13 protein-coding genes and 1 pseudogene are annotated in these 19,416 nt (G+C 66.3%); 9 read left to right on the top strand and 5 right to left on the bottom strand.

Going from position 1 to position 19,416, the window contains the following annotated elements; all coding sequences use genetic code 11:
• The first annotated feature begins 13 nt into the window (after positions 1–13).
• The 5 genes from QWL29_RS00075 (at position 14) to QWL29_RS00055 (ending at position 4,937) form a co-directional block, all read left to right on the top strand.
• Positions 14–649 (top strand): class I SAM-dependent rRNA methyltransferase, encoded by a 636-nt coding sequence (locus QWL29_RS00075; protein WP_305820846.1) that lies wholly within the window; start codon positions 14–16, stop codon positions 647–649.
• Between the two features lie 98 nt (positions 650–747).
• Positions 748–1,578, top strand: coding sequence for a hypothetical protein (locus tag QWL29_RS00070; RefSeq protein WP_305820845.1), 831 nt, complete (start codon positions 748–750; stop codon positions 1,576–1,578).
• A gap of 108 nt (positions 1,579–1,686) precedes the next feature.
• The gene (gene glk, locus QWL29_RS00065) at positions 1,687–3,540 is read left to right on the top strand and encodes a glucokinase (protein ID WP_305820844.1); all 1,854 of its coding nucleotides are present in this window, start codon (positions 1,687–1,689) and stop codon (positions 3,538–3,540) included.
• A 2-nt stretch (positions 3,541–3,542) separates the two neighbouring features.
• Positions 3,543–3,992 (top strand): GNAT family N-acetyltransferase, encoded by a 450-nt coding sequence (locus QWL29_RS00060; RefSeq protein ID WP_305820843.1) that lies wholly within the window; start codon positions 3,543–3,545, stop codon positions 3,990–3,992.
• A gap of 273 nt (positions 3,993–4,265) precedes the next feature.
• Positions 4,266–4,937, top strand: coding sequence for a hypothetical protein (locus tag QWL29_RS00055; protein ID WP_305820842.1), 672 nt, complete (start codon positions 4,266–4,268; stop codon positions 4,935–4,937).
• A 4-nt stretch (positions 4,938–4,941) separates the two neighbouring features.
• On the opposite strand, the gene QWL29_RS00050 is transcribed toward QWL29_RS00055, so the two are convergent.
• Positions 4,942–5,631 (bottom strand): AAA family ATPase, encoded by a 690-nt coding sequence (locus tag QWL29_RS00050; protein ID WP_370663651.1) that lies wholly within the window; start codon positions 5,629–5,631, stop codon positions 4,942–4,944.
• A gap of 181 nt (positions 5,632–5,812) precedes the next feature.
• On the opposite strand from QWL29_RS00050, the gene QWL29_RS00045 reads away from it, so the two are divergent.
• Positions 5,813–8,731 carry a hybrid sensor histidine kinase/response regulator gene (locus QWL29_RS00045; RefSeq protein WP_305820840.1) on the top strand — a complete coding sequence of 973 codons (2,919 nt, stop codon included), beginning with the start codon at positions 5,813–5,815 and terminating at the stop codon, positions 8,729–8,731.
• Positions 8,732–8,770: 39 nt separating this feature from the next.
• Here the strand turns inward: QWL29_RS00045 and QWL29_RS00040 are convergent, their stop codons facing one another.
• Together QWL29_RS00040 and QWL29_RS00035 are read right to left on the bottom strand one after the other, a co-directional pair.
• Complete coding sequence (locus QWL29_RS00040; RefSeq protein ID WP_305820839.1) at positions 8,771–11,491, bottom strand: alpha-1,6-glucosidase domain-containing protein; 2,721 nt, start codon at positions 11,489–11,491, stop codon at positions 8,771–8,773.
• Between the two features lie 186 nt (positions 11,492–11,677).
• Complete coding sequence (locus tag QWL29_RS00035) at positions 11,678–13,276, bottom strand: POT-type proton-dependent oligopeptide transporter (protein ID WP_305820838.1); 1,599 nt, start codon at positions 13,274–13,276, stop codon at positions 11,678–11,680.
• 271 nt (positions 13,277–13,547) lie between these two features.
• Here QWL29_RS00035 and QWL29_RS00030 point away from each other — a divergent pair, with 271 nt between their 5' ends.
• Entirely contained in the window at positions 13,548–15,176 is a 1,629-nt protein-coding gene (locus tag QWL29_RS00030; protein WP_305820837.1) for an alpha-glucosidase family protein, read from the top strand.
• A gap of 33 nt (positions 15,177–15,209) precedes the next feature.
• Positions 15,210–15,398, top strand: a complete 189-nt coding sequence (locus tag QWL29_RS00025) for a hypothetical protein (RefSeq protein ID WP_305820836.1) — start codon at positions 15,210–15,212, stop codon at positions 15,396–15,398.
• A 306-nt stretch (positions 15,399–15,704) separates the two neighbouring features.
• On the opposite strand, the gene QWL29_RS00020 is transcribed toward QWL29_RS00025, so the two are convergent.
• On the bottom strand, positions 15,705–16,178 hold the full coding sequence (locus tag QWL29_RS00020) for a hypothetical protein (RefSeq protein ID WP_305820835.1): 474 nt from the start codon (positions 16,176–16,178) through the stop codon (positions 15,705–15,707).
• A 234-nt stretch (positions 16,179–16,412) separates the two neighbouring features.
• On the opposite strand from QWL29_RS00020, the pseudogene QWL29_RS26725 reads away from it, so the two are divergent.
• Positions 16,413–18,032, top strand: a pseudogene (locus tag QWL29_RS26725) (methyl-accepting chemotaxis protein).
• 48 nt (positions 18,033–18,080) lie between these two features.
• Here the strand turns inward: QWL29_RS26725 and QWL29_RS00005 are convergent.
• Positions 18,081–19,181, bottom strand: a complete 1,101-nt coding sequence (locus tag QWL29_RS00005) for an NAD(P)-dependent alcohol dehydrogenase (protein WP_305820832.1) — start codon at positions 19,179–19,181, stop codon at positions 18,081–18,083.
• Between the last annotated feature and the right edge of the window lie 235 nt (positions 19,182–19,416).

Raw genomic sequence — 19,416 nt, 5'->3', positions numbered from 1 at the left:
ACGAAAGCCGCACATGCTCATCATTACCATCAAACAGGGCAAGGAAAAATCCATCCTTGCCGGCGACCCCTGGATCTACCTGTCCGCCATCGACAAGGTCGACGGCAGGCCGCAGGAGCGCAACAAGCCCGGCGCCACCGCCGTCGTGCAATCCTCGTCGCGCCAGTTCCTGGCGCGCGCCGCCTACAACGCCAAATCGCAGATCGCCGCCCGCATCTGGACCCTGCGCGAAGACGAGCCGATTGACCACGCGCTGATCAAGCGCCGCGTGCAGGTAGCGCTCGGGCGCCGCCTGACGGCCTGGCACACGGCCGATCCGCAGGCGCTGGTGCAGCTCATCGATGGCGACAAGGATGGCTTGCCGGGCCTGCTCGTGCACGGCTATGGCGGCGCCGAGGGCTACCTAGTGTGCCAGTTCAACTCCGGCGCCGTCGATTTGTGGCGGGTGGCGATCGTGCAGGCCCTGGTCAAGGCCACCGGCTGCGGCAACGTGTTCGAGCGCAGCGACGAACTGCTGCGCAAGGGCGAGGGCCTGCCCGTCGTGTGGCGCGCGCTGGCCGGCGAGGAACCGCCGCAGCGCCTGATGGTGCGCGAGGGCAGGGGGCTGGTGCCGACGGATATCCGGACCGGGTTTGTTTATCCGCGTTGAGGCGCAAGCAGCCGGCCTGGCCCTCACCGGCCAGGTTTGCCAGTTGCAAGAAAGTCAATCCGCATGCTAGCGTACGGTCCTCATCCATTGGAGGCCCCATGAATCGTCGCATTGCCGTGTTGTCCGCCCTGACTCTCTCCCTGCTGCTGTCCGCCTGCAACAAGGACAAAGACGGCTCCGTTACCGGCGATGCCCAGGCCGAGACCTCGGCGCAGGTCCAGGACGACGACGCGCCAGCCGGCGAGGCGCCGGCGCCGCAACTCAAGTACTGGCCGCTCCTCGGCCCGATGGTGGCCGGCAGCTACACCGGCTCGTGCATGCGCACGCCGGGTACGGACACGGCCAACGTCACCATCACTGTCGGCGCCGACGGCAAGGCCTCGGCGAACGGTCTTGCGATCGACTTCCGCGATGCGCACAACATCACGCTGCAACGGATGGCCAACGGCAAGGGCGGCCATGGCACCAGCGCGATGTTCCACATGAACTCGGCGCAGGAGGGGGCCATGACGCTGTCCGGCATCGACGGCACCGCAAGCATCGAGCGCGATGACAAGGGATTCCTGTGTACCCAGGTCGCAGCCACCGGCAAGCTTAATACCCAGCCGCTGCACCAGGTGCTGGCCAGCCTGATCAACGGGAAGAAGCAGACCCTTTCATGCGGCGACATCAAGAATCCACTGGTGCGGCGCGATGCGGACGTCGAGATCGACGGCAGCGTGATCAAGGTTGGCGACGCGTCGTTCGACATGAAGCTGGCCAGCACAGAGACAGTGAACATCGACGATGCCGGCCGCAGCATGACGCTGATCCTGGTCATGCCCGACGCACGCTCGGTCCAGCTGGCCTACGATGGCGCGGGAAAACTGGGGATGGCGAGTGCGCGCAACACGGCCGGCAGCACCCTGACCTGCGCGAGCAAGGAGTAAGCGGCTGGCGATCAGTTCCAGGCCCTGGGGGCGCGAGCCATGTCATAGCATTCAAACAATGCTATCCTGTGCGCCTTCAGAGGTATCCCAGCCATATCCAGGCGCGCAATGAGCACCGTACCAGACAACGAACATAAATCCAGCCGTGCTTCCTACGCCGATGGTCCGCGCCTGCTGGCCGACATCGGCGCCACCCATGCCCGCTTTGCGCTCGAGACGGCGCCCGGCGTGCTGCGCCAGACCGCGGTCCTGCGCTGCGACGAATTCAGCGGCATCGTGCCGCTGCTGAACGCCTACCTGCACGCGCATGGCGGCGAGCGCATCGCGCACGCGGCCTTTGCCATGGCCAACCCGATCAGCGGCGATCTGGTGCGCATGACGAACCGCGCCTGGCAGTTCTCCACCGACGAAGTACGCCGCACCATGGGCTGGTCGACGCTCCTGATCGTCAACGACTTCACGGCGCTGGCGATGGCGCTGCCGGGCCTGCAGGCCGGCGACGTGCTGCAGGTGGGCGGCGGCAAGCCTGCGCCGCATGCGGTGGCGGGCGTGCTCGGCGCCGGCACCGGCCTCGGCGTCTCCGGCGTGATCCCGACCGCCGACGGTTTCATCACCCTGGGCAGCGAAGGCGGCCACGTGAACTTCGCCCCGGCCGACGAGCGCGAGTTCGCGATCCTGCAGTACGCCTGGCGCGAGTGGCCGCACGTGTCGAACGAACGCATTTTGTCCGGCCCCGGCATGGAGCTGGTCTACCGCGCGCTGGCCGAACGGAATAGCGTGGAGGCGCCGGTGCGCACGGCCGCGGAAATCGTCAGCTGCGCACTCGAAGAAAACGACGCGCTCTGCCTCGAAGTGCTGGAGTGCTTCGCCGGCATGCTGGGCGGGGCGGCGGCGAACCTGGCCGTGACCCTGGGCGCATTCGGCGGCATCTTCATCGGCGGCGGCATCGTGCCGCGCATCGCGCAGTGGTTCGCTGGTTCTCCGTTCCGCGCGCGCTTCGAGGCCAAGGGGCGCTTCACCGACTACCTGGCGCAGATTCCGACCTACGTCATCATGACGCCGAACCCGGCCCTGCGCGGCGTGTCGACCATCCTGTCGGAACACCTGCGCGGGCGCAGCGGCGCGAACACGCTGATGGAGCGCGTACAGCACCTGCAGCACGAGCTGTCGCCGGCCGAGCAGCGCGTGGCCGCCCTGGTGCTGGAGCATCCACGCAAGGTGCTGTCCGAGCCGATCGCCGAGATCGCGCGCCTGGCGGATGTGAGCCAGCCGACCGTGATCCGCTTCTGCCGCTCGCTCGGCTTCCAGGGCCTGGCCGAATTCAAATTGAAATTCGCCGGCAGCCTGACCGGCTCGATCCCGGTGCGCCACAGCCAGGTGCGCATGAGCGACAGCACCCACGATTTGTCGGCCAAGGTGATCGACAACACCGTGTCGGCGATCCTGAAATTCCGCGACGGGCTCGACGTGCACGCGATCGACCGCGCCATCGAGCTGCTGCGCCGCGCCAACAAGGTCGAGTTCTACGCGATGGGCAATGCGCGCGTGGTGGCGCTCGATGGCCAGCACAAGTTCTTCCGCTTCCGCATCCCGACCACGGCGCATGGCGACGCCCATTTGTTCCAGCTGGCAGCCGAACTGCTGCAGCCGGGCGACGTGGTGGTGGCCATTTCCACGGCCGGCCAGGCGCCCGAGCTGCTGTCGGCCGTCGACGCCGCGCGTGCCGCGGGAGCGAGCGTGATTGCCATCACCAGCAGCAAGTCGGCGCTGGCAAAAAAGGCGAACGTCTGCCTGGCGGTCGACCACACCGAGGACAGCACGACCTTCCTGTCGATGATCTCGCGCATTTTGCAGCTGCTCCTCATCGACATCATGGCGGTCGGGATTTCGCTGGGCGACCAGGCTGGCGAGAACGGCGACATCGAGAAGCGCAGGCTGCTCATTTCGCACCTGGACGTATGAGCATGACGATCAGCCTGCGCGACGTCACCGAACACAACTTCGAGGCGCTGATGGACATGGAGCTGCCCGAGCACCAGCGCGACCTGCTGCACTCGAACGCCTATTCGATCGCGCAGGCCAGGTTCTACGACGTGTTCGTGCCGCGCGCGATCTACCAGGACGAACGCCCGGCCGGCTTCGCGCTCTACAACCGCGAGGATGATGGCCGGCCCGGCTGCTACGGTATCTACCGCTTCATGGTCGACTATCCGCTGCAGTCGCAGGGCATCGGCCGGCGCGCGATGGAATTGCTGATCGCGGAGATCAAGACGCAGCCCGATGTGGCGCTGATCAACATCTGCTACCACCCGCGCAACGAGCGCGCCAGCGCGTTTTATCGGAGCTTCGGCTTCGTGGAGATCGGCATCGACTGCAACCACGAGATGGTGGCCGAGATCCGCCTGCACCCGTAGGGTGGACGGCTTTGCCGTCCACGCGGTGATAGGTGGACGCTCCGCTTTCGTGCCGAATGATCTTGCTGCAAACGATCGCCGCGTGGACGGGAAACCCGCCTCTCGTGGCCCGGTCCACCCTACGCGTTACCGATATGCCCTTAGGGCTTCCTGCCACCGTCCTGCGCCGGCCGCAATGGGCCAAATGGCCCATGGACCGGGCTTCCATCGGCATTGAATAATCCTGTCTTCGTTCAACGCTCCCGCCATCGCCGGGACACTACAAGGAAGACCATGACATTCAACGCACGCGCCGCATTCCTGTTCGCCGCCCTGGCCGCCGCCCAGTGCGCATCGGCCGGCGAGATCGCCGCCTCGGCCGATCTCGGCAGCACCGGCCTTGGCCTGCACCTCAGCACGCCGCTCGCCGCCAAGCTGAATGCGCGCATCGGCATCAACGTCGCCAAGTATTCGTACGACGGCAGCACCTCCGACGTCGACTACGACTTCAAGCTGAAGCTGGCCACGGCCGATGCGCTGCTCGACTATCACCCGTTCGACGGCAGCTTCCGCATCAGCGGCGGCGTGGTCTACAACGGCAACAAGATCGACGCGCACGCCAGGCCGAACGCCGCGGGCAGCTACGACATCAACGGCACCGTGTACAGCGCCGCCACCGTCGGCCGCCTGGACGGCAAAATCGATTTCCGCAAGGCCGCGCCGTATCTCGGCATCGGCTGGGGCAATGCGCTCAAGCAGAGCGGCTGGAGCGTCGGCCTGGACCTGGGCGTGACCTTCCAGGGTTCGCCGAACACCGCATTGGCATCGAGCGGCTGCACGGCCTCGGCGGCCAGCTGCGCGCAGCTGGCGCGCGACATCGCTGCCGAAAACGCCAAACTGGCCGACGAGGTCGACGACTTCAAGTTGTACCCGGTGGTCCGCGCCGGCATCAGCTACCGCTTCTGAGCGTTCAGTCCTCGAGCAATACCTTCAGCATGCGCTGCGGGTTGGCGATGAAGTCGTGCATGACGCGGTAGTGTTCGGTGTCTTCGTAGGCCACCTCGCGGATGCCGCCGGCGCCGCATTCGTAGATGAGCGCATCCGGGTAGGCCATCAGGATCGGCGAGTGGGTCGCGACCAGGAACTGGCTGCCTTCGCGCACCAGGTCGTGCAGGCGGCTCAGCATGGCGAGCTGGCGCTGCGGGGAGAGGGCGGCCTCGGGTTCGTCGAGGATGTAGAAGCCCTTGCCGCCGAAGCGTTCCATGAACAGGGTGAGGAAGGCTTCGCCGTGCGACTGCTCGTGCAGGGCCTTGCCGCCATACGAGTCGATGATCCTGGGGCCGACGCCTTCACGGTCCAGTCTTTCGATCTCGGTGCTGACGTTGAAGAAGCTCTCCGCGCGCAGGAAGTAGCCGTCGCGCGGCGTCGCGATACCGCGCACCAGGCGCAGCTGTTCGTGCAGGGCCGAGTGCGATGCGCGCGTGGCGAAGTTGAAATTGCGCCCGCCGCCTTCGGCATTGAAGCCCATCGCCACCGCGATCGCTTCGAGCAGGGTCGATTTGCCGGAGCCGTTCTCACCCACGAAGAATGTCACCCGAGGATGCAGGGCCAGGCGCGCGAGCGAACGCACCGCCGGCAAGGTGAAGGGGAACTCGCGCATCAGCGCGGCCGCGCCTGGTTTCAGGCCGACCTCGGCGAGATAGGGACGCGTTTTCATCGAACGATTCTCCGGGGGGCAGGCGCGGTGTGCCGCATGCATTGTACAGCGCGATCCCGCCTAATCGACGGCGCGGCCGGTCTTGCGCACTGCGCCGGCGAAGCATTCTGTGTGAGAATGCGCCATGGCCCATTCCCCGGATTTCAAGGCGCTGTTCCAGGCATCGCCTTACCCTTACCTGCTGATCGATACCGGCTTCATCCTCATCGGAGCGAACCCGGCCTACCTGCACGCAACCGGCAGGACCGAGGGGGAGCTGGTCGGCAAGCACATCTTCGAGGCGTTTCCGGCGAATCCCGCCGATCCCGATTCGACCAACCTGGCCGAGGTGCGCGCCTCGATCGAACTGGCCATCGCGACGCGCAAGCCGCACACCAGCGCGCTGCTGCGCTATGCCACGCCACGCGCGACCCCGGACGGTACCGTGTTCGACGAGCGCTACTGGAGCGCCGTGCACAGCCCTGTGTTCGGCGAGGACGGCGAGGTGATCTTCGTGTCGCAGAATGCGATCGACGTGACCGACCTGTACCAGGTCGACGCATCGGCCAAGCGCTATCAGCTGAAGCAGGATGCGCACGCCGTGCTCGACGCGCCGCAGATGAACCGGCCGCAGATGCACGAGGCGATGACGCGCATCCTGAACGCCGAGCGCAGCCAGCTGCAGATCCTGTTCGACCAGGCGCCCGGCTTCATGGCGGTCATGTCCGGCACCGGGCACGCTTTCGAGATGGTCAACGACGCCTTCTACCGCCTGGTCGGGCGCCGGCCGCTGGTCGGCCTGCCGGCGCGCGAAGCGCTGCCGGAACTGGTGGGGCAGGGCCTCAAGGAGCTGCTCGACGAAGCCTTTGCCAGCGGCCAGCGGGTCGTGCTGCGCGAGCACAAGATCACGCTGCAGCGCGAGCGCGGCGCGCCGCTCGAAGACCGCTACGTCGACCTGCTGTTCCAGCCCATCCTGGGCCAGGACCTGCGCGTGACCGGCATCTTTGCCCAGGGCAGCGACGTCACCGAGGCGCACCGCATCAGCCAGCAGTTGTCGGTAAAGGTGGCCCAGCTGGAGGCCATCCGTTCGCGCCAGGCCTTCCTGCTGGAGCTGTCCGACCGCATCCGCACCCTGGCCAATCCCGACGAGGTGACCGCCGCGGCCTGCGAACTGCTGGGCCGCAGGCTGCGCGCCTCGCGCGTGCTGTTCGGCGAAGTCGACGACGAGCGCGGCCTGGCCTTCATCCGCCGCGACTGGACGGCGCCCGGCTCTGCCAGCCTGGCCGGACAGACCATGACCCTGGACGACTTTGGCCCGGAAATGATCGCCGCGCTGCGCGCGGGGCGGGCGGTGGTGAATGGCGACGTGGCGCGCGATCCGCGCACGGCGCAGCACACGGCGGCCTACGACCGGATCGGCGTGCGTGCCGATATGCTGCTGCCGCTGGTACAGGCCGGGCGCCTGCACGTGGTGCTGACCATCCACGACGCCGCGCCGCGCGCCTGGCTGGCCGAGGACGCCGAACTGGCGCGCGAGATGGCCGAGCGCACCTGGTCGGCCGTCGAAGCCACCCGCGCGCAGGCCGCGCTGCGCACGGAACGCGACCAGAGCCGCTACATCTTCGACAACATGGCCGAAGGCTTCGCGACGGTCGGCCGCGACTGGACCATCCTGCGCATGAACGCGGAAGGCCTGCGCCTGAACCAGCGCAGCGCGGACCAGATCGTCGGCCACAATCACTGGGAGGTGTTTCCCGCGCTGCGCGGCAGCGAAACCGAAGCGGTGTATCGCCGCGTCATGGACACGGGCCGCAGCGAGATCATCGAACTGTCGCACGTCCTGCCCGACGGCAGCCCGGCCTGGAGCGAGATCCGCGTGCACCGCGCAGCCGAGGGCGGCATCGCCATGTTCTTCAGTAATATCTCGGAGCGGCGCGCGGTGCAGGAGCAGCTGCGCCTGGCCGACCAGCGCAAGGACGAATTCCTGGCGATGCTGGCGCACGAGCTGAGGAATCCCCTGGCGCCGATTGGCGCCGCGGCCCAGCTGCTGCAGATCCCCCGGCTGGGCGAGGAGCGCATCCGCCAGACCAGCCAGATCATCGGCCGCCAGGTCGAGCACATGACCCACCTGATCGACGACCTGCTGGACGTGTCGCGCGTCACGCGCGGGCTGGTCAAGCTCGACAACGCGCCGCAGGACATCCGCCATGTCGTGGCCGAGGCGGTCGAGCAGGTGGCGCCGCTGATGCAGGCCCGCCGGCACCAGCTGGTGCTGGCGCTGCCGCCGGAATCCGCGCTGGTGCTGGGCGACCGCAAGCGCCTGGTGCAGGTGTTCACCAACATCCTGAACAACGCCGCCAAGTACACGCCCGAGGGCGGCCGCATCGCGCTGCGCACCGGGGTGCAGGCCGAGCACCTGCTGGTCGAGGTGGCCGACAACGGCATCGGCATGGCGCCCGGCCTGGTGGCCCACGTGTTCGACCTGTTCGCCCAGGCCGAGCGGCCGTCGGACCGCTCGGCCGGCGGCCTGGGATTGGGGCTGGCGCTGGTGAAAAGCCTGGTGGGGCTGCATGGCGGGACGGTGCGCTGCCACAGCGCCGGGCTGGGGCAGGGCAGCAGCTTCACGGTCTGCCTGCCGCGCGCGGCGGCGCCCGAGGAGCCGGCCGTTCCCGCGTCCGGCGCCGCGGCGGCGCAGCACGGTGCGCGCGCGCTGCGCATCCTGATCGTCGACGACAACATCGACGCGGCCACGATGCTGGCCATGCTGCTGCAGGCCTCGGGGCATGCGGTCATGGTGGAGTATGGCGCGCGTGCCGGCCTGGCGCGGGCGCGCGTTGAGCGGCCGGATGTCTGCCTGCTCGACATCGGCCTGCCCGAGATGGACGGCAACGAGCTGGCCCAACACCTGCGCGCGCTGCCGGAAACGGCGCACGCGCTGCTGATTGCGGTGACCGGCTACGGCCAGGAAAGCGACCGCCAGCGCACGCAGGCGGCGGGCTTCGACCACCACCTGGTCAAGCCGCTCGATCCGCGGGCTTTGTTTGCGCTGCTCGAAAGGGCTTGATTCGGTGGCGGTGATGCCAGGGGTGCGTGAAACCCCGCCTCACTCCTCGACGAACACCACCGCCGTGCGCGGCGGGATGCTGAAGGTGCCGCTGGCGCTGTCGTAGCCGGCGGTGGCGGCGCGCTTGTCGCCGGCGCCGGCCGCTGTGTGCACCGGATGCAGGCGCAGCTGCTTGCCGCGCAGGCCGGCATCGCTCACCACGTGCGCCACCTTGTCCACATTGATCAAATAAGTCAGGCCGGCGAAGCGCGCACCCGCATAACCCTTGCCGTCGATGGTCGCGGCAACCACGGTCGGCTCCTGCCGCGGCCCGGTGTTGAAGAAGCGCAGGCGCTGATTGATGTCGTCGGCCGTGCGCATGCGCAGCAGGGTGGTGCCGGCGCGGATCGCCAGCAGATCGCGGAAGGCGTCGCGCGCGAACGCGATATCAAGCGGCTGCGCCTGCAGGTTCGCGTTCGCCAGCAGCGGCTTGAACAGCGGCCAGTCCTTGGCATTGTCGTCGGCTGGCGGCAGGCCGGTGCCGAAGAAGTTGCTGCGGTAGCTCCAGTCGAGGCGGTTGAACCAGTCGCCCGAGTTGAAGCTGTTGCGGTCCAGGGACTTCGAACGCAGGATGTCCGAGCCGGCGTGGAAGTAGGCGATGCCCTGGCTGAAGACGGTGGTCGCCAGGGCCAGCACCTGCACCCGGGCGCGCTCGGCGCTGGCGGTTTCCAGCGGGAGTTTCAGGGCGTTGTTGTCCCACAGCGTCTGGTTGTCGTGGTTCTCGACGTAGTTGACAGCCTCGCTTGGCTCGCTGGCAAAGCCGGCCGGCTGGCCGCTGTAGTCGATGTCTTCCAGCTTGCGCGTGCTGCCGTCGTAGGTGGCGAGCGGGTAGCTGCGCAGGGTGCCGGCCAGGCCGATGCGCACCATGTCGGCGGCGCGCAGCAGGTCCGTGGCCGGGCGCGTGCCGGCTTTGGCATTCGCATCGTAGACCAGGCCATTGGTCCAGCCCTGGCGGCTGACCAGCGCCTCGCCCGAATCACCGGCGCCGCCACCGCGCACGGCATCGCGCGCACGGTCGCTGAAGCTGCCGATGCCGCTGCCGTTCAAGGACAGCTGCGAAGCCTGCACGAAGCGCGCGCCGTTCGCCACTTCGCCGAAGTTCCAGCCTTCGCCGAGCAGCTGTACGCTGCGGCCGGTGGCCTTGTCCACCGCCGCCTGCAGGCGCTCCATCGCCGCGCGCGGCTGGTGGCCCATCAAGTCGAAGCGGAAGGAATCGATCTTGTAGTGCTTCGCCCACAGCACCGTCGAATCGATCATGAGTTTACCCATCATGCGGTTTTCGGTGGCAGTGTTGTCGCAGCAGGTCGAGCGCTCGATGCCGCCAGTGGCGTTCAGGCGGTGGTAGTAGCCGGGCACGATGCGGTCCAGCACCGACTTGGCGTCCTGGCCGGCGACGAAGGTGTGGTTGTAGACCACGTCCAGTCCTACGCGCAGGCCGGCGCGGTGCAGGTTCATCACCATCTCGCGGAACTCGAGGATGCGGCGCGCGCCGTCGGCCGGGTCGCTGGCGTAGCTGCCTTCGGGCGCGTTGTAGTGCCAGGGATCGTAGCCCCAGTTGTAGCAGTCAGTGTGCGCGGTCTTGCGGATCAGGGCCTGCTGGGCCTCGCTGTCCGGCGCTCCGGTGGGCTGCGGCAGGGCGCAGTTTTTTTCCGGGACGCTGGCGAGGTCGTAGACGGGCAGCAGGTGGATGTCGGTCATGCCGGCCTGCGCCAGGGCTTGCAGGTGGCGCATGCCGTTCGAATGCGTTTCGCCGAAGGCGCTGTACTTGCCGCGCTTAGGCAGCGGCACGGTCTCGTCATCGCGCGAGAAGTCGCGTACGTGCAATTCGTAGACGGCCATGTCGGTTGCGGACTTGACCGTTTGCGGGGCACGCTCCTTGTCCCAGCCGGCCGGCTTCAGGTTCGGGGCGTCGAGGTCGGCGATATAGCTGCGCTTCGAGTCAGTGGTGAGGCTGACGGAATACGGGTCGGTGACCAGGTTGCGGGCCAGGCCGGCCTGTTCGGTGACCACGTCGACAGCGTAGGTGTAGTAGCGGCCGGAGAGGTCGGCCGGGACCTGGGCGCTCCAGATGCCGGTGGCCGCATCCATTGCCAGCTGGTGCACGGCGCCGGCGCGGCTGCTGCCGCTGTCGAACACGCAGACGGCGGCTTGCTGCGCAGTGGGGGCCCAGAGCTTGAAGGCGGTGCGTTTTTTTGCTGGCGTGGCGCCGAGCTCGGGCGCCTGTTCGGCGGCGGCGTACAAGGCGTCGAGGGCGCCGGCGGCTTGCAGGCGGGTGGCGGCAAAGACGGTGCCGTCAGGGGCTTCCTGGGTCAGCACCAGCTGTTCGCGGTGCAGGGCGGGGAGGCGGGTGAGGTCCTTGTCGGCCAGCTTCAGCACCGGGCCGGCGGCGACGTACTTGAAGCGCGCGGCGGTGTCGGGCGCGATGGCGGCGCCGGAGACGGTGAGGTCGAGCGCGCCGGCAGCGCCCTCCACCTTGCGGCCGACGATGGCTTCGATGCCGGCCGTGGGCGAGTGGTAGAGCCGGAACTTGCCGTTCGATGGCGCGCCGGGCCACTTGGCCAGTGCGCGGTCGAGCCAGATGGCGCGGGCTTCCAGCGCGTGCGGGGCGGCGGCCAGGGTCGTGGCGGCGGGGCCGTTGCAGGCGTCGAGTGGAATGGCGGCGTGGGCGGAGGAGCAGAGGGCAGCGGCGGCGAGGGCGGCAGGACGAATGTGTCGGATCATGTGGTAATGGTGTGACGTGAATGCGCGTCAGTGCAGACGTGGTTTGAACGCGTGGGCACAGGAGCGCCCACCCTACGTAAGCAATGGCCAGTGGTTTCGGATAGGTAGGGTGGGCGCCCCGTGCCCACGCGGTGTTCGTTGGCAGCACCCGGTTCCGCAAGCAATCGGAGCCGGATGCCGAGATGCTTAGACCTTCGCCGAAGCCGAAGCCGGCGCCTTCGCCCCATCCAGGCTGCGGTAATGGTCCACCATCCTGTACCGCTTCGCATACAGCCCGAACGCCACCGCCGCCAGCGCGGCGAAGCCGGCAAAGAAAAACATCTGGAACGCGATCACGCTCAGTCCCGACCCGGCAATCGAATTCATCACCGTGTCGTTCTTCACCGCCGCATTCACCACCAGCACCCACAGGTTACCGACCGTGACGGCCAGGCTCCACAGCGCCATGATCGCGCCTTTCATCGAGGCCGGCGCCTGGCTGTAGGCGAACTCCAGGCCGGTGGCCGAGACCAGCACCTCGCCCATGGTCAGCAGTGCATACGGCAGGATCTGCCAGGCCATCGAGGTCGGCGTGCCGGCGTCCATCGACACCTGGATCGCGCCGATCGCCAGCCACGACAGGGCCGAGAAGGCGATGCCCGAGGTCATGCGGCGCAGCGGTGTCGGGCGGATGCCGATCTTTTCCAGCATCGGGAACAGCACCAGGTTGTTGAAGGGGATGAGCAACATCACCAGCAGCGGGTTCAGCGCCTGCATCTGGGCCGGCAGCAGCGTGAACTCGTTGCCGAACACCGAGAAGGTGGTGATCATCGAATTGGCCTGCACGATCCAGGTCGAGGCCTTCTGGTCGAACAGCGACCAGAACGGCGTGACCAGCGCGAACACCACCAGGATGCGCAGCACCGCGCGCACGCCGTCGACCGCGTCGTCCGGATGGTGGCCGCGGGCACGCTCCAGCTGCATCGAGATGCCCATGCCGACAAACGCCAGCAGCAGTACCAGCGCCGTGCAGGCCGCGATCACGAAGCCCCAGCTTGGCGACATCAGGAGAGATGCAATCGCGCCAAAGAGGCCAACCATGGCCACCGTGCGGCCGGCGCCATTGGTCGAGAGCGCGGTGCGCGAGACGCGCGAGAACGAGTGCGGGTTCGGCGCGGCGGGGGGCACGTGCACGTACTTCTTCTTCCCGCTCCAGAACACCATGGTCGCGACGAACATCATGATGCCGGGGATGCCGAAGGCGACCGCCGGCCCGTAGTTCTTCAGGAACAGCGGCATCAGCAGGGAGGCGAAGAAGGAGCCGAAGTTGATGATCCAGTAGAAGGCGTCGAACACGATCTTCGCCTTGTCCTTGTTGGTCTGGTCGAACTGGTCGCCCACGAAAGAAGACACCAGCGGCTTGATGCCGCCCGAGCCGAGCGCGATCAGGCCCAGGCCGAGGTAGAAGCCGTTGACGTTGTCTTCGAAGATGGCGAGGCAGGCGTGGCCGGCGCAGTAGACGAGGCTGAGCCAGAACACGGTGTTGTACTTGCCGAAGAAGCGGTCGGCCAGCCAGCCGCCCAGCAGCGGGAAGAAGTACACGCCGATCACGAAGGTGTGGAACACGTGCTTGGCTTCGCCGGTGCGCTCGGACTCCGGCAGGAACAGCAGCAGCGTCGAGATCAGGAAGGGCGTCAGGATGTTGCGCATCCCATAAAAGCTGAAGCGCTCGCAGCCTTCGTTGGCGATGATGTACGGGATCTGGCGGGGCATGCGTCCGCTGGCGGGCGTGGTCGGCTGGTTCATGGACTCGTCCTGGAAATGAATTAACCCGGGATGCTATGACGCCCTTGCGGTCTTGGCAACCGGAAAATTGATGCTGACCTCACTGAACCGTAGTTTAGCTACTTTTGTTTCATGTCATGCAAATAGTATTTGCATCTAAGCCTTTGAATGCAAAGATTATTTGCATGTATTCATCGTGCTTTCGAAGATTGTAAGTTTGCAAAAGCTGCTGTATATTGCCTCAAAATCAGCAGTCAAATCACCAACCGCAGCACTCACCGAACTCCTTCTCATGACCCAGACTTCCACGCAAAAGAACGACTGGTGGCGCGAAGCCATCATCTACCAGGTCTACCCGCGCAGCTACCTCGATACGAACGGAGACGGCGTGGGCGATATCCCCGGCATCACCGCGAAGCTCGACTACATCGCCAGCCTGGGCGTGAACATCGTCTGGCTCTCGCCTTACTTCAAGTCGCCGATGAAGGACTTCGGCTACGACATCTCGGACTACTGCGACGTCGACCCGCTGTTCGGCACCCTGGCCGACTTCGATGCGATGGTCGCCAAAGCCCACTCGCTCGGCCTGAAGATCATGATCGACCAGGTGATGGCGCACACCGCCGACGCCCACCCGTGGTTCGCCGAAAGCCGCTCCAGCCGCGACAACGCAAAGGCCGACTGGTACGTCTGGGCCGACGCGGCGCCGGACGGCAACCCGCCGAACAACTGGATGTCGGTGTTCGGCGGTTCGGCATGGCAGTGGGACACGCGCCGCAAGCAGTACTACATGCACAACTTCCTGGTCAGCCAGCCGCAGCTGAACTTCCATAACCCGGACGTGCAGAAGGCCCACCTGGACGCGCTGCGCTTCTGGCTGGAGCGCGGCGTGGACGGCGTGCGCATGGACGCCTGCAACTACCACTTCCACGACACCGAACTGCGCAGCAATCCGCCGGCCACCAAGCGCGACACCGCGTCGGTGACCGACGTGAACCCGTACGGCATGCAGTCGCACATCTACGACAAGACGCGTCCGGAAAACATCGCCTTCCTGCAGCAGATCCGCGCGCTGCTGAACGAATACAGCGCCGTGTCGATCGGCGAAGTCGGCGCCGACGACGCGCTGGCCTGCATGGCCGAGTACACGGCCGATGGCGACAAGCTGCACATGGCCTACAGCTTCAATCTGCTGACGCCGGAATTCACGGCAAAGCATATCCGCACCCAGGTGGAGGAATTCGAGGCGCGCGTGCAGGGCGGCTGGGCTTCCTGGTCGGTGGGTAACCACGATGCGATCCGCGTGGTCACGCGCTGGCGCGGCGAGGACCAGCCAACCGCCTTTGCGGCGATGGTGCTGGCCATGCAGCTGTCGCTGAAAGGCACGCCTTGCCTGTACCAGGGCGACGAACTGGCGCTGCCGGAAGCGGACGTGCCGTTCGAGCTGCTGCAAGACCCGTACGGCATCACCTTCTGGCCCGAGTTCAAGGGCCGCGACGGCTGCCGTACGCCGATGCCATGGACCGACGAAGCCCCGAACGCCGGCTTCACCGAAGGCACGCCATGGCTGCCGGTAGCCGAGCCGCACCGCGCCGCCGCCGCCTCGGTGCAGGAAGGCGATGCCAATTCGGCGCTGAACGCCGCGCGCCGCATCATCCATTGGCGCCAGAGCCTGCCGCAGCTGACCCGCGGCGGCATTTCCTTCTTCGATGCGCCGGAGCCGATCCTGGCCCTGCGCCGCACGCTCGATGGCGAGCCGACCATCCTGGCTGCCTTCAATTTGTCGGGTGAGCCGGTGGCCTTCGACTGGCCGGAGACGGCCCAGGCCCAGCTGCTCGAAGGGCACGGCCTGCCGGGCGAGGCTGCCAACGGCCGCATTACGCTGCCGGCTTATGGCGCCTGGTTCGGTACGCTGAGCTGATAGGGAGCGGCCCGAGCCTGAGAAGTTCAAGGCATGCGTGTGACTGGCGGTGACCATGTCGAGGACAGCAAGGGCTTCCTTTCGATGATGTCGCGGATCTTGCAGTTGCTGCTCATCGATATCATGGCGGTGGGCCTATCGATCGATGCGTACAAGGGGCGCGAGAAAGAAGCGGCGCGGTCGGAGGTGGGCAGGGTGTTGATTTCTCAGATGGGGAGTTGATTGCACGGCCCGTGTTGCGTCATTGGTTTGCATGAGGAGCACCGCGTGGGCACTCGTGCCCACGCGGTACCACATATGACTATCGAAACGATTACCGGAGCCGCCGTATCGTAGGGTGGGTTCTTGAACCCACCACCCCCGCAACGTGACATGAGAAAGAAGGTGCCGCCGACCGTGGGAGGAGTCACCACGCGTCTACCGCGAAACGCCGGTGAATCGGCCGGCAGCACCCCCACAATAATCCCGAGCTAACCGCCGAGTTTGATTCAGCTCAATCGTGCTCGGCTGGCCGGGCGCGGCTGAGCCTCAGTCCGCCGACTTCAGCCGGATCTTATGTATCCCACGCCGCCAATCGTCGAGCGACAGCATCGAATCGGTCTCGGTATCCTCCACCAGAATGTCATTCCCGGTCCGCGCCACCAAAAAACTCTCGCGCCGCAGCACCCGGTCCGTGCGGTTCTCGACAAAGCTCAGCTGCCAGTAAGCGCGCCCGTTGAGCATGCGCGGCTGCGGGTCGTCCTCGATGACTGCCCCATGCGCCTTGCCGTGCGAACGCTTCTCGATTTCCGCCGACCACGCCTTCACCTCGGGCAGGGCCAGCAGGGCCGCCATGGCCTGGTCGCGCGTCACGGCCGGCTCGGCCGGCTGTTGCACCGGCGGCGGGGCGGCCGGAGCCGGCGCCGGCGCCGGTTTTTCCTTGCAGCCGGCCAGGGCGGCGGCGGCAAGCACGGAAACGGCCAGCAGGCGGGGAAGGGCGGGCAGGACGCCGCATGAAATCATGATCGAACCTTGTCAACAACGTGCGGCCATACTAGCCGATGTGTGGATACCAGACAAATGCCCACGGATTCGGCGCAGCCAGTGCATGCATTGTACGGCGCCAGCAACTCTCACCAATTGTTGCCGCAAGCCAACAATCTGATTTGCGCGTAAAATTGATGGAATTGAGCAAGTGTAGTACGCCATTCCTCCATCCAACGCGCGGTTGCGCGTCATGCTTTTCTGGACATTCCAATGAATTTCTTATCGAATATGAAAATCGGGCATCGCCTCGCGTGCGGTTTCGCGCTGGTGCTGGCCCTGTCGATCCTGGTCACGGCCATCAGTATCGTCAAACTCAATAGCGTGGCCGCGGCCGCCGAGCAGATGCTGGAGCAGCCGATCAGGAAGGAACGCCTGATCGGCGACTGAACCAGCAACATCGCCGTGGCCGTGATCCGCACCTCGGCCATCGTCAAGAGCAGCGATCCGTCGCTGACCGATTTCTTCGCCAAGAACATCGAGGAGACCAACGCCAAGGCCGCGGGCTACCTGAAGGACGTCGAGGCATCCCTGAGCACCCCGGAAGAAAAGGCGATCTTCGAGAAGATGATGGCGCTGCGCGACGGCTATGCCGGCGGGCGCAAGGAAGCCGTGCGCCTGAAGGCCGAAGGCAAGGCGGAGGAAGCCATGCAGGTGCACGACAAGATCTACATTCCCGCCGCCACTGCCTACCAGGCGAATATCCAGGCCCTGGTGGCGCTGCAGCGCAAGCAGGTCGACGACCTGCGCGACGAAATCCGCGCCACCCGCAACGACAGCTTCCGCACCATGCTGCTGCTGGGCGTGCTGAGCGTGGTCTTCGGCAGCCTGTGCGCCTGGTGGCTGACCCGTTCGATCACGCGTCCGGTGCAGGCTGCCGTCGCCCTGGCGCGCCGTGTGGCCGCCGGCGACCTGACCAGCCGCAGCGAGACCTATGCCAAGGATGAAATCGGCGTGCTGCAAGATACCCTGGCCGACATGAACGCCAAGCTGCACGGCCTGGTCACCGAGATCCGCGGCGGTTCGCATGCGATCGCCACGGCATCGTCGGAAATCGCGGCCGGTAACCTGGACCTGTCCTCGCGTACCGAGCAGCAGGCCAGCTCGCTGGAGGAAACGGCCAGCTCGATGGAAGAGCTGAATTCGACCGTCTCCCAGAACGCCGACAATGCGCGCCAGGCCAGCATGCTGGCCACCTCGGCCAGCGAAGTGGCGGGCCGCGGCGGCGTGGTGGTGGCGCAGGTGGTCGACACCATGGCCTCGATTAACGAATCGTCGAAGAAGATTGCCGACATCATCGGCGTGATCGACAGCATCGCCTTCCAGACCAACATCCTGGCGCTGAACGCCGCCGTGGAAGCGGCGCGTGCCGGCGAGCAGGGCCGCGGCTTTGCCGTGGTGGCCACCGAAGTGCGCAGCCTGGCGCACCGTTCGGCCAGCGCGGCCAAGGAAATCAAGGAACTGATCGACGCCTCGGTGGCGCGGGTCGACGACGGCGCGCGCCTGGTCGACCAGGCCGGCGCCACGATGACGGAAATCGTCGGCAGCGTGCAGCGCGTGACCGACATCATCAGCGAAATCAGCGCCGCCACCGGCGAGCAGACGACCGGCATCGGCCAGATCAACGAAGCCATCAACCAGATGGACCAGGTGACCCAGCAGAACGCCGCCCTGGTCGAACAGGCGGCGGCCGCGTCGAACGCGATGCACGAGCAGGCCGGCCAGCTGCTCGAAGCGGTCAGCGTGTTCAAGCTGGCGGCCAGCGAGCAGCCAGCCACGGTGCGCAGCGCGCCGGCCGGCCGGCGTATGGCGGCGCGTCCGCTGCTGGCCTGAGGCCGGCTGTCAACCAGCTGTCAAACCAGGAACGCGGTCAGCAGGGGATCAGGCTTCTCCTGCGATCTCTTCCTTCAGCGAGGCCATGTCGATCACGTAGCGGAAACGCACGTCGCCCTTCTCGACCTTTTTGTAGGCATCGTTGATGTCCTGGATGCGGATCATCTCGATCTCCGGTCCGATGCCGTGCTCGGCGCAGAAGTCGAGCACATCCTGGGTCTCGGCCAGGTTGCCGATCAGCGAACCCGCCACCGAACGGCGCATCTGCGCCAGCTGCATGTTGTCGAGCGGCGCCAGCGGCTCCAGCGCGCCGACCACGCACAGCACGGCGTCCTGTTTCAGCAGGGCGGTGAAGGGGTTCAGGTCGTGCTTCTCGGGCACGGTCGAGAGGATGAAGTCGAAGCTCGCCTCCAGCTTCTCGAACGCATCCTTGTCCTTTTCCAGGATCGCCTTGAAGCCGAGCTTTTCCGCTTCGGCGATCTTGTCCTTGGTCGTCGTGAACAGGGTCACCTCGGCGCCCAGGGCTTTCGCCAGCTTGGCCGCCATGTGGCCCAGGCCGCCCATGCCGATCACGCCGACCTTGTCGCCCGCCTTGACGCCCCAGCGCCGCATCGGCGACCAGGTGGTCACGCCCGCGCACAGGATCGGCGCCGCCACTTCCGGGCGCAGATTCGCCGGAATCTTCAGAACGAAATCTTCCTTCACCACCACGATGTTCGAGTAGCCGCCGAAAGTGTTGTCGCGGCCGTAGATGTTTTCGCCGCCGGCTTTCGCTTTCGGCTTCATCGGGCCGTTGTAGGTGGCCAGCCAGCTGTTCGGGCTGCCGCAGTAGTTCTGGTCGCCGTCCTTGCAGGCTGCGCACTGGCCGCAACTGTCGATCATGCAGCCCACGCCGACCATGTCGCCCACCGCATGGCGTTTCACGGCCGGGCCGACGCGCGTGACGCGGCCGACGATCTCGTGGCCGGGCACGCAGGGGTAGACCGTGTTCGACCATTCGTTCTTGACCTGGTGGATGTCCGAGTGGCACACGCCGCAGTACAGGACGTCGATTTCGACTTCGTGGGCGGCGGGATCGTCGCGTTCGAATTCGTAGGGTTTCAGGCGGCTGAAGGAATGCTTGGCCGCATAGCCAGTAACCTTGATCATGTTCGCTCCGGTTGGGAAAGGGATGGACGACGATAGGCCGGCGTTGCGGATGCGTCTGTTAAGTGGCGCGCGTTGGGGGGAATGCGGTCGGGTTGGACGCGTTGGTGGGTGAATTGGTGATGGGTGTGCGGAGAGGGTGGGGCTGTTGCCTGCCCTGTTATTGGTCTGCATGATCCGCGTGGGCTCAAGAGCCCACCCTAATGTGATGGACTCCACCCTCCTGATAACGGCATCA

Origin of the sequence: Massilia brevitalea, assembly GCF_030711405.1 — a bacterium.
In the GTDB taxonomy this organism is placed as follows: Bacteria; Pseudomonadota; Gammaproteobacteria; order Burkholderiales; family Burkholderiaceae_D; genus Telluria; species Telluria brevitalea.
This window is presented reverse-complemented; position numbering and strand designations above follow the sequence as displayed.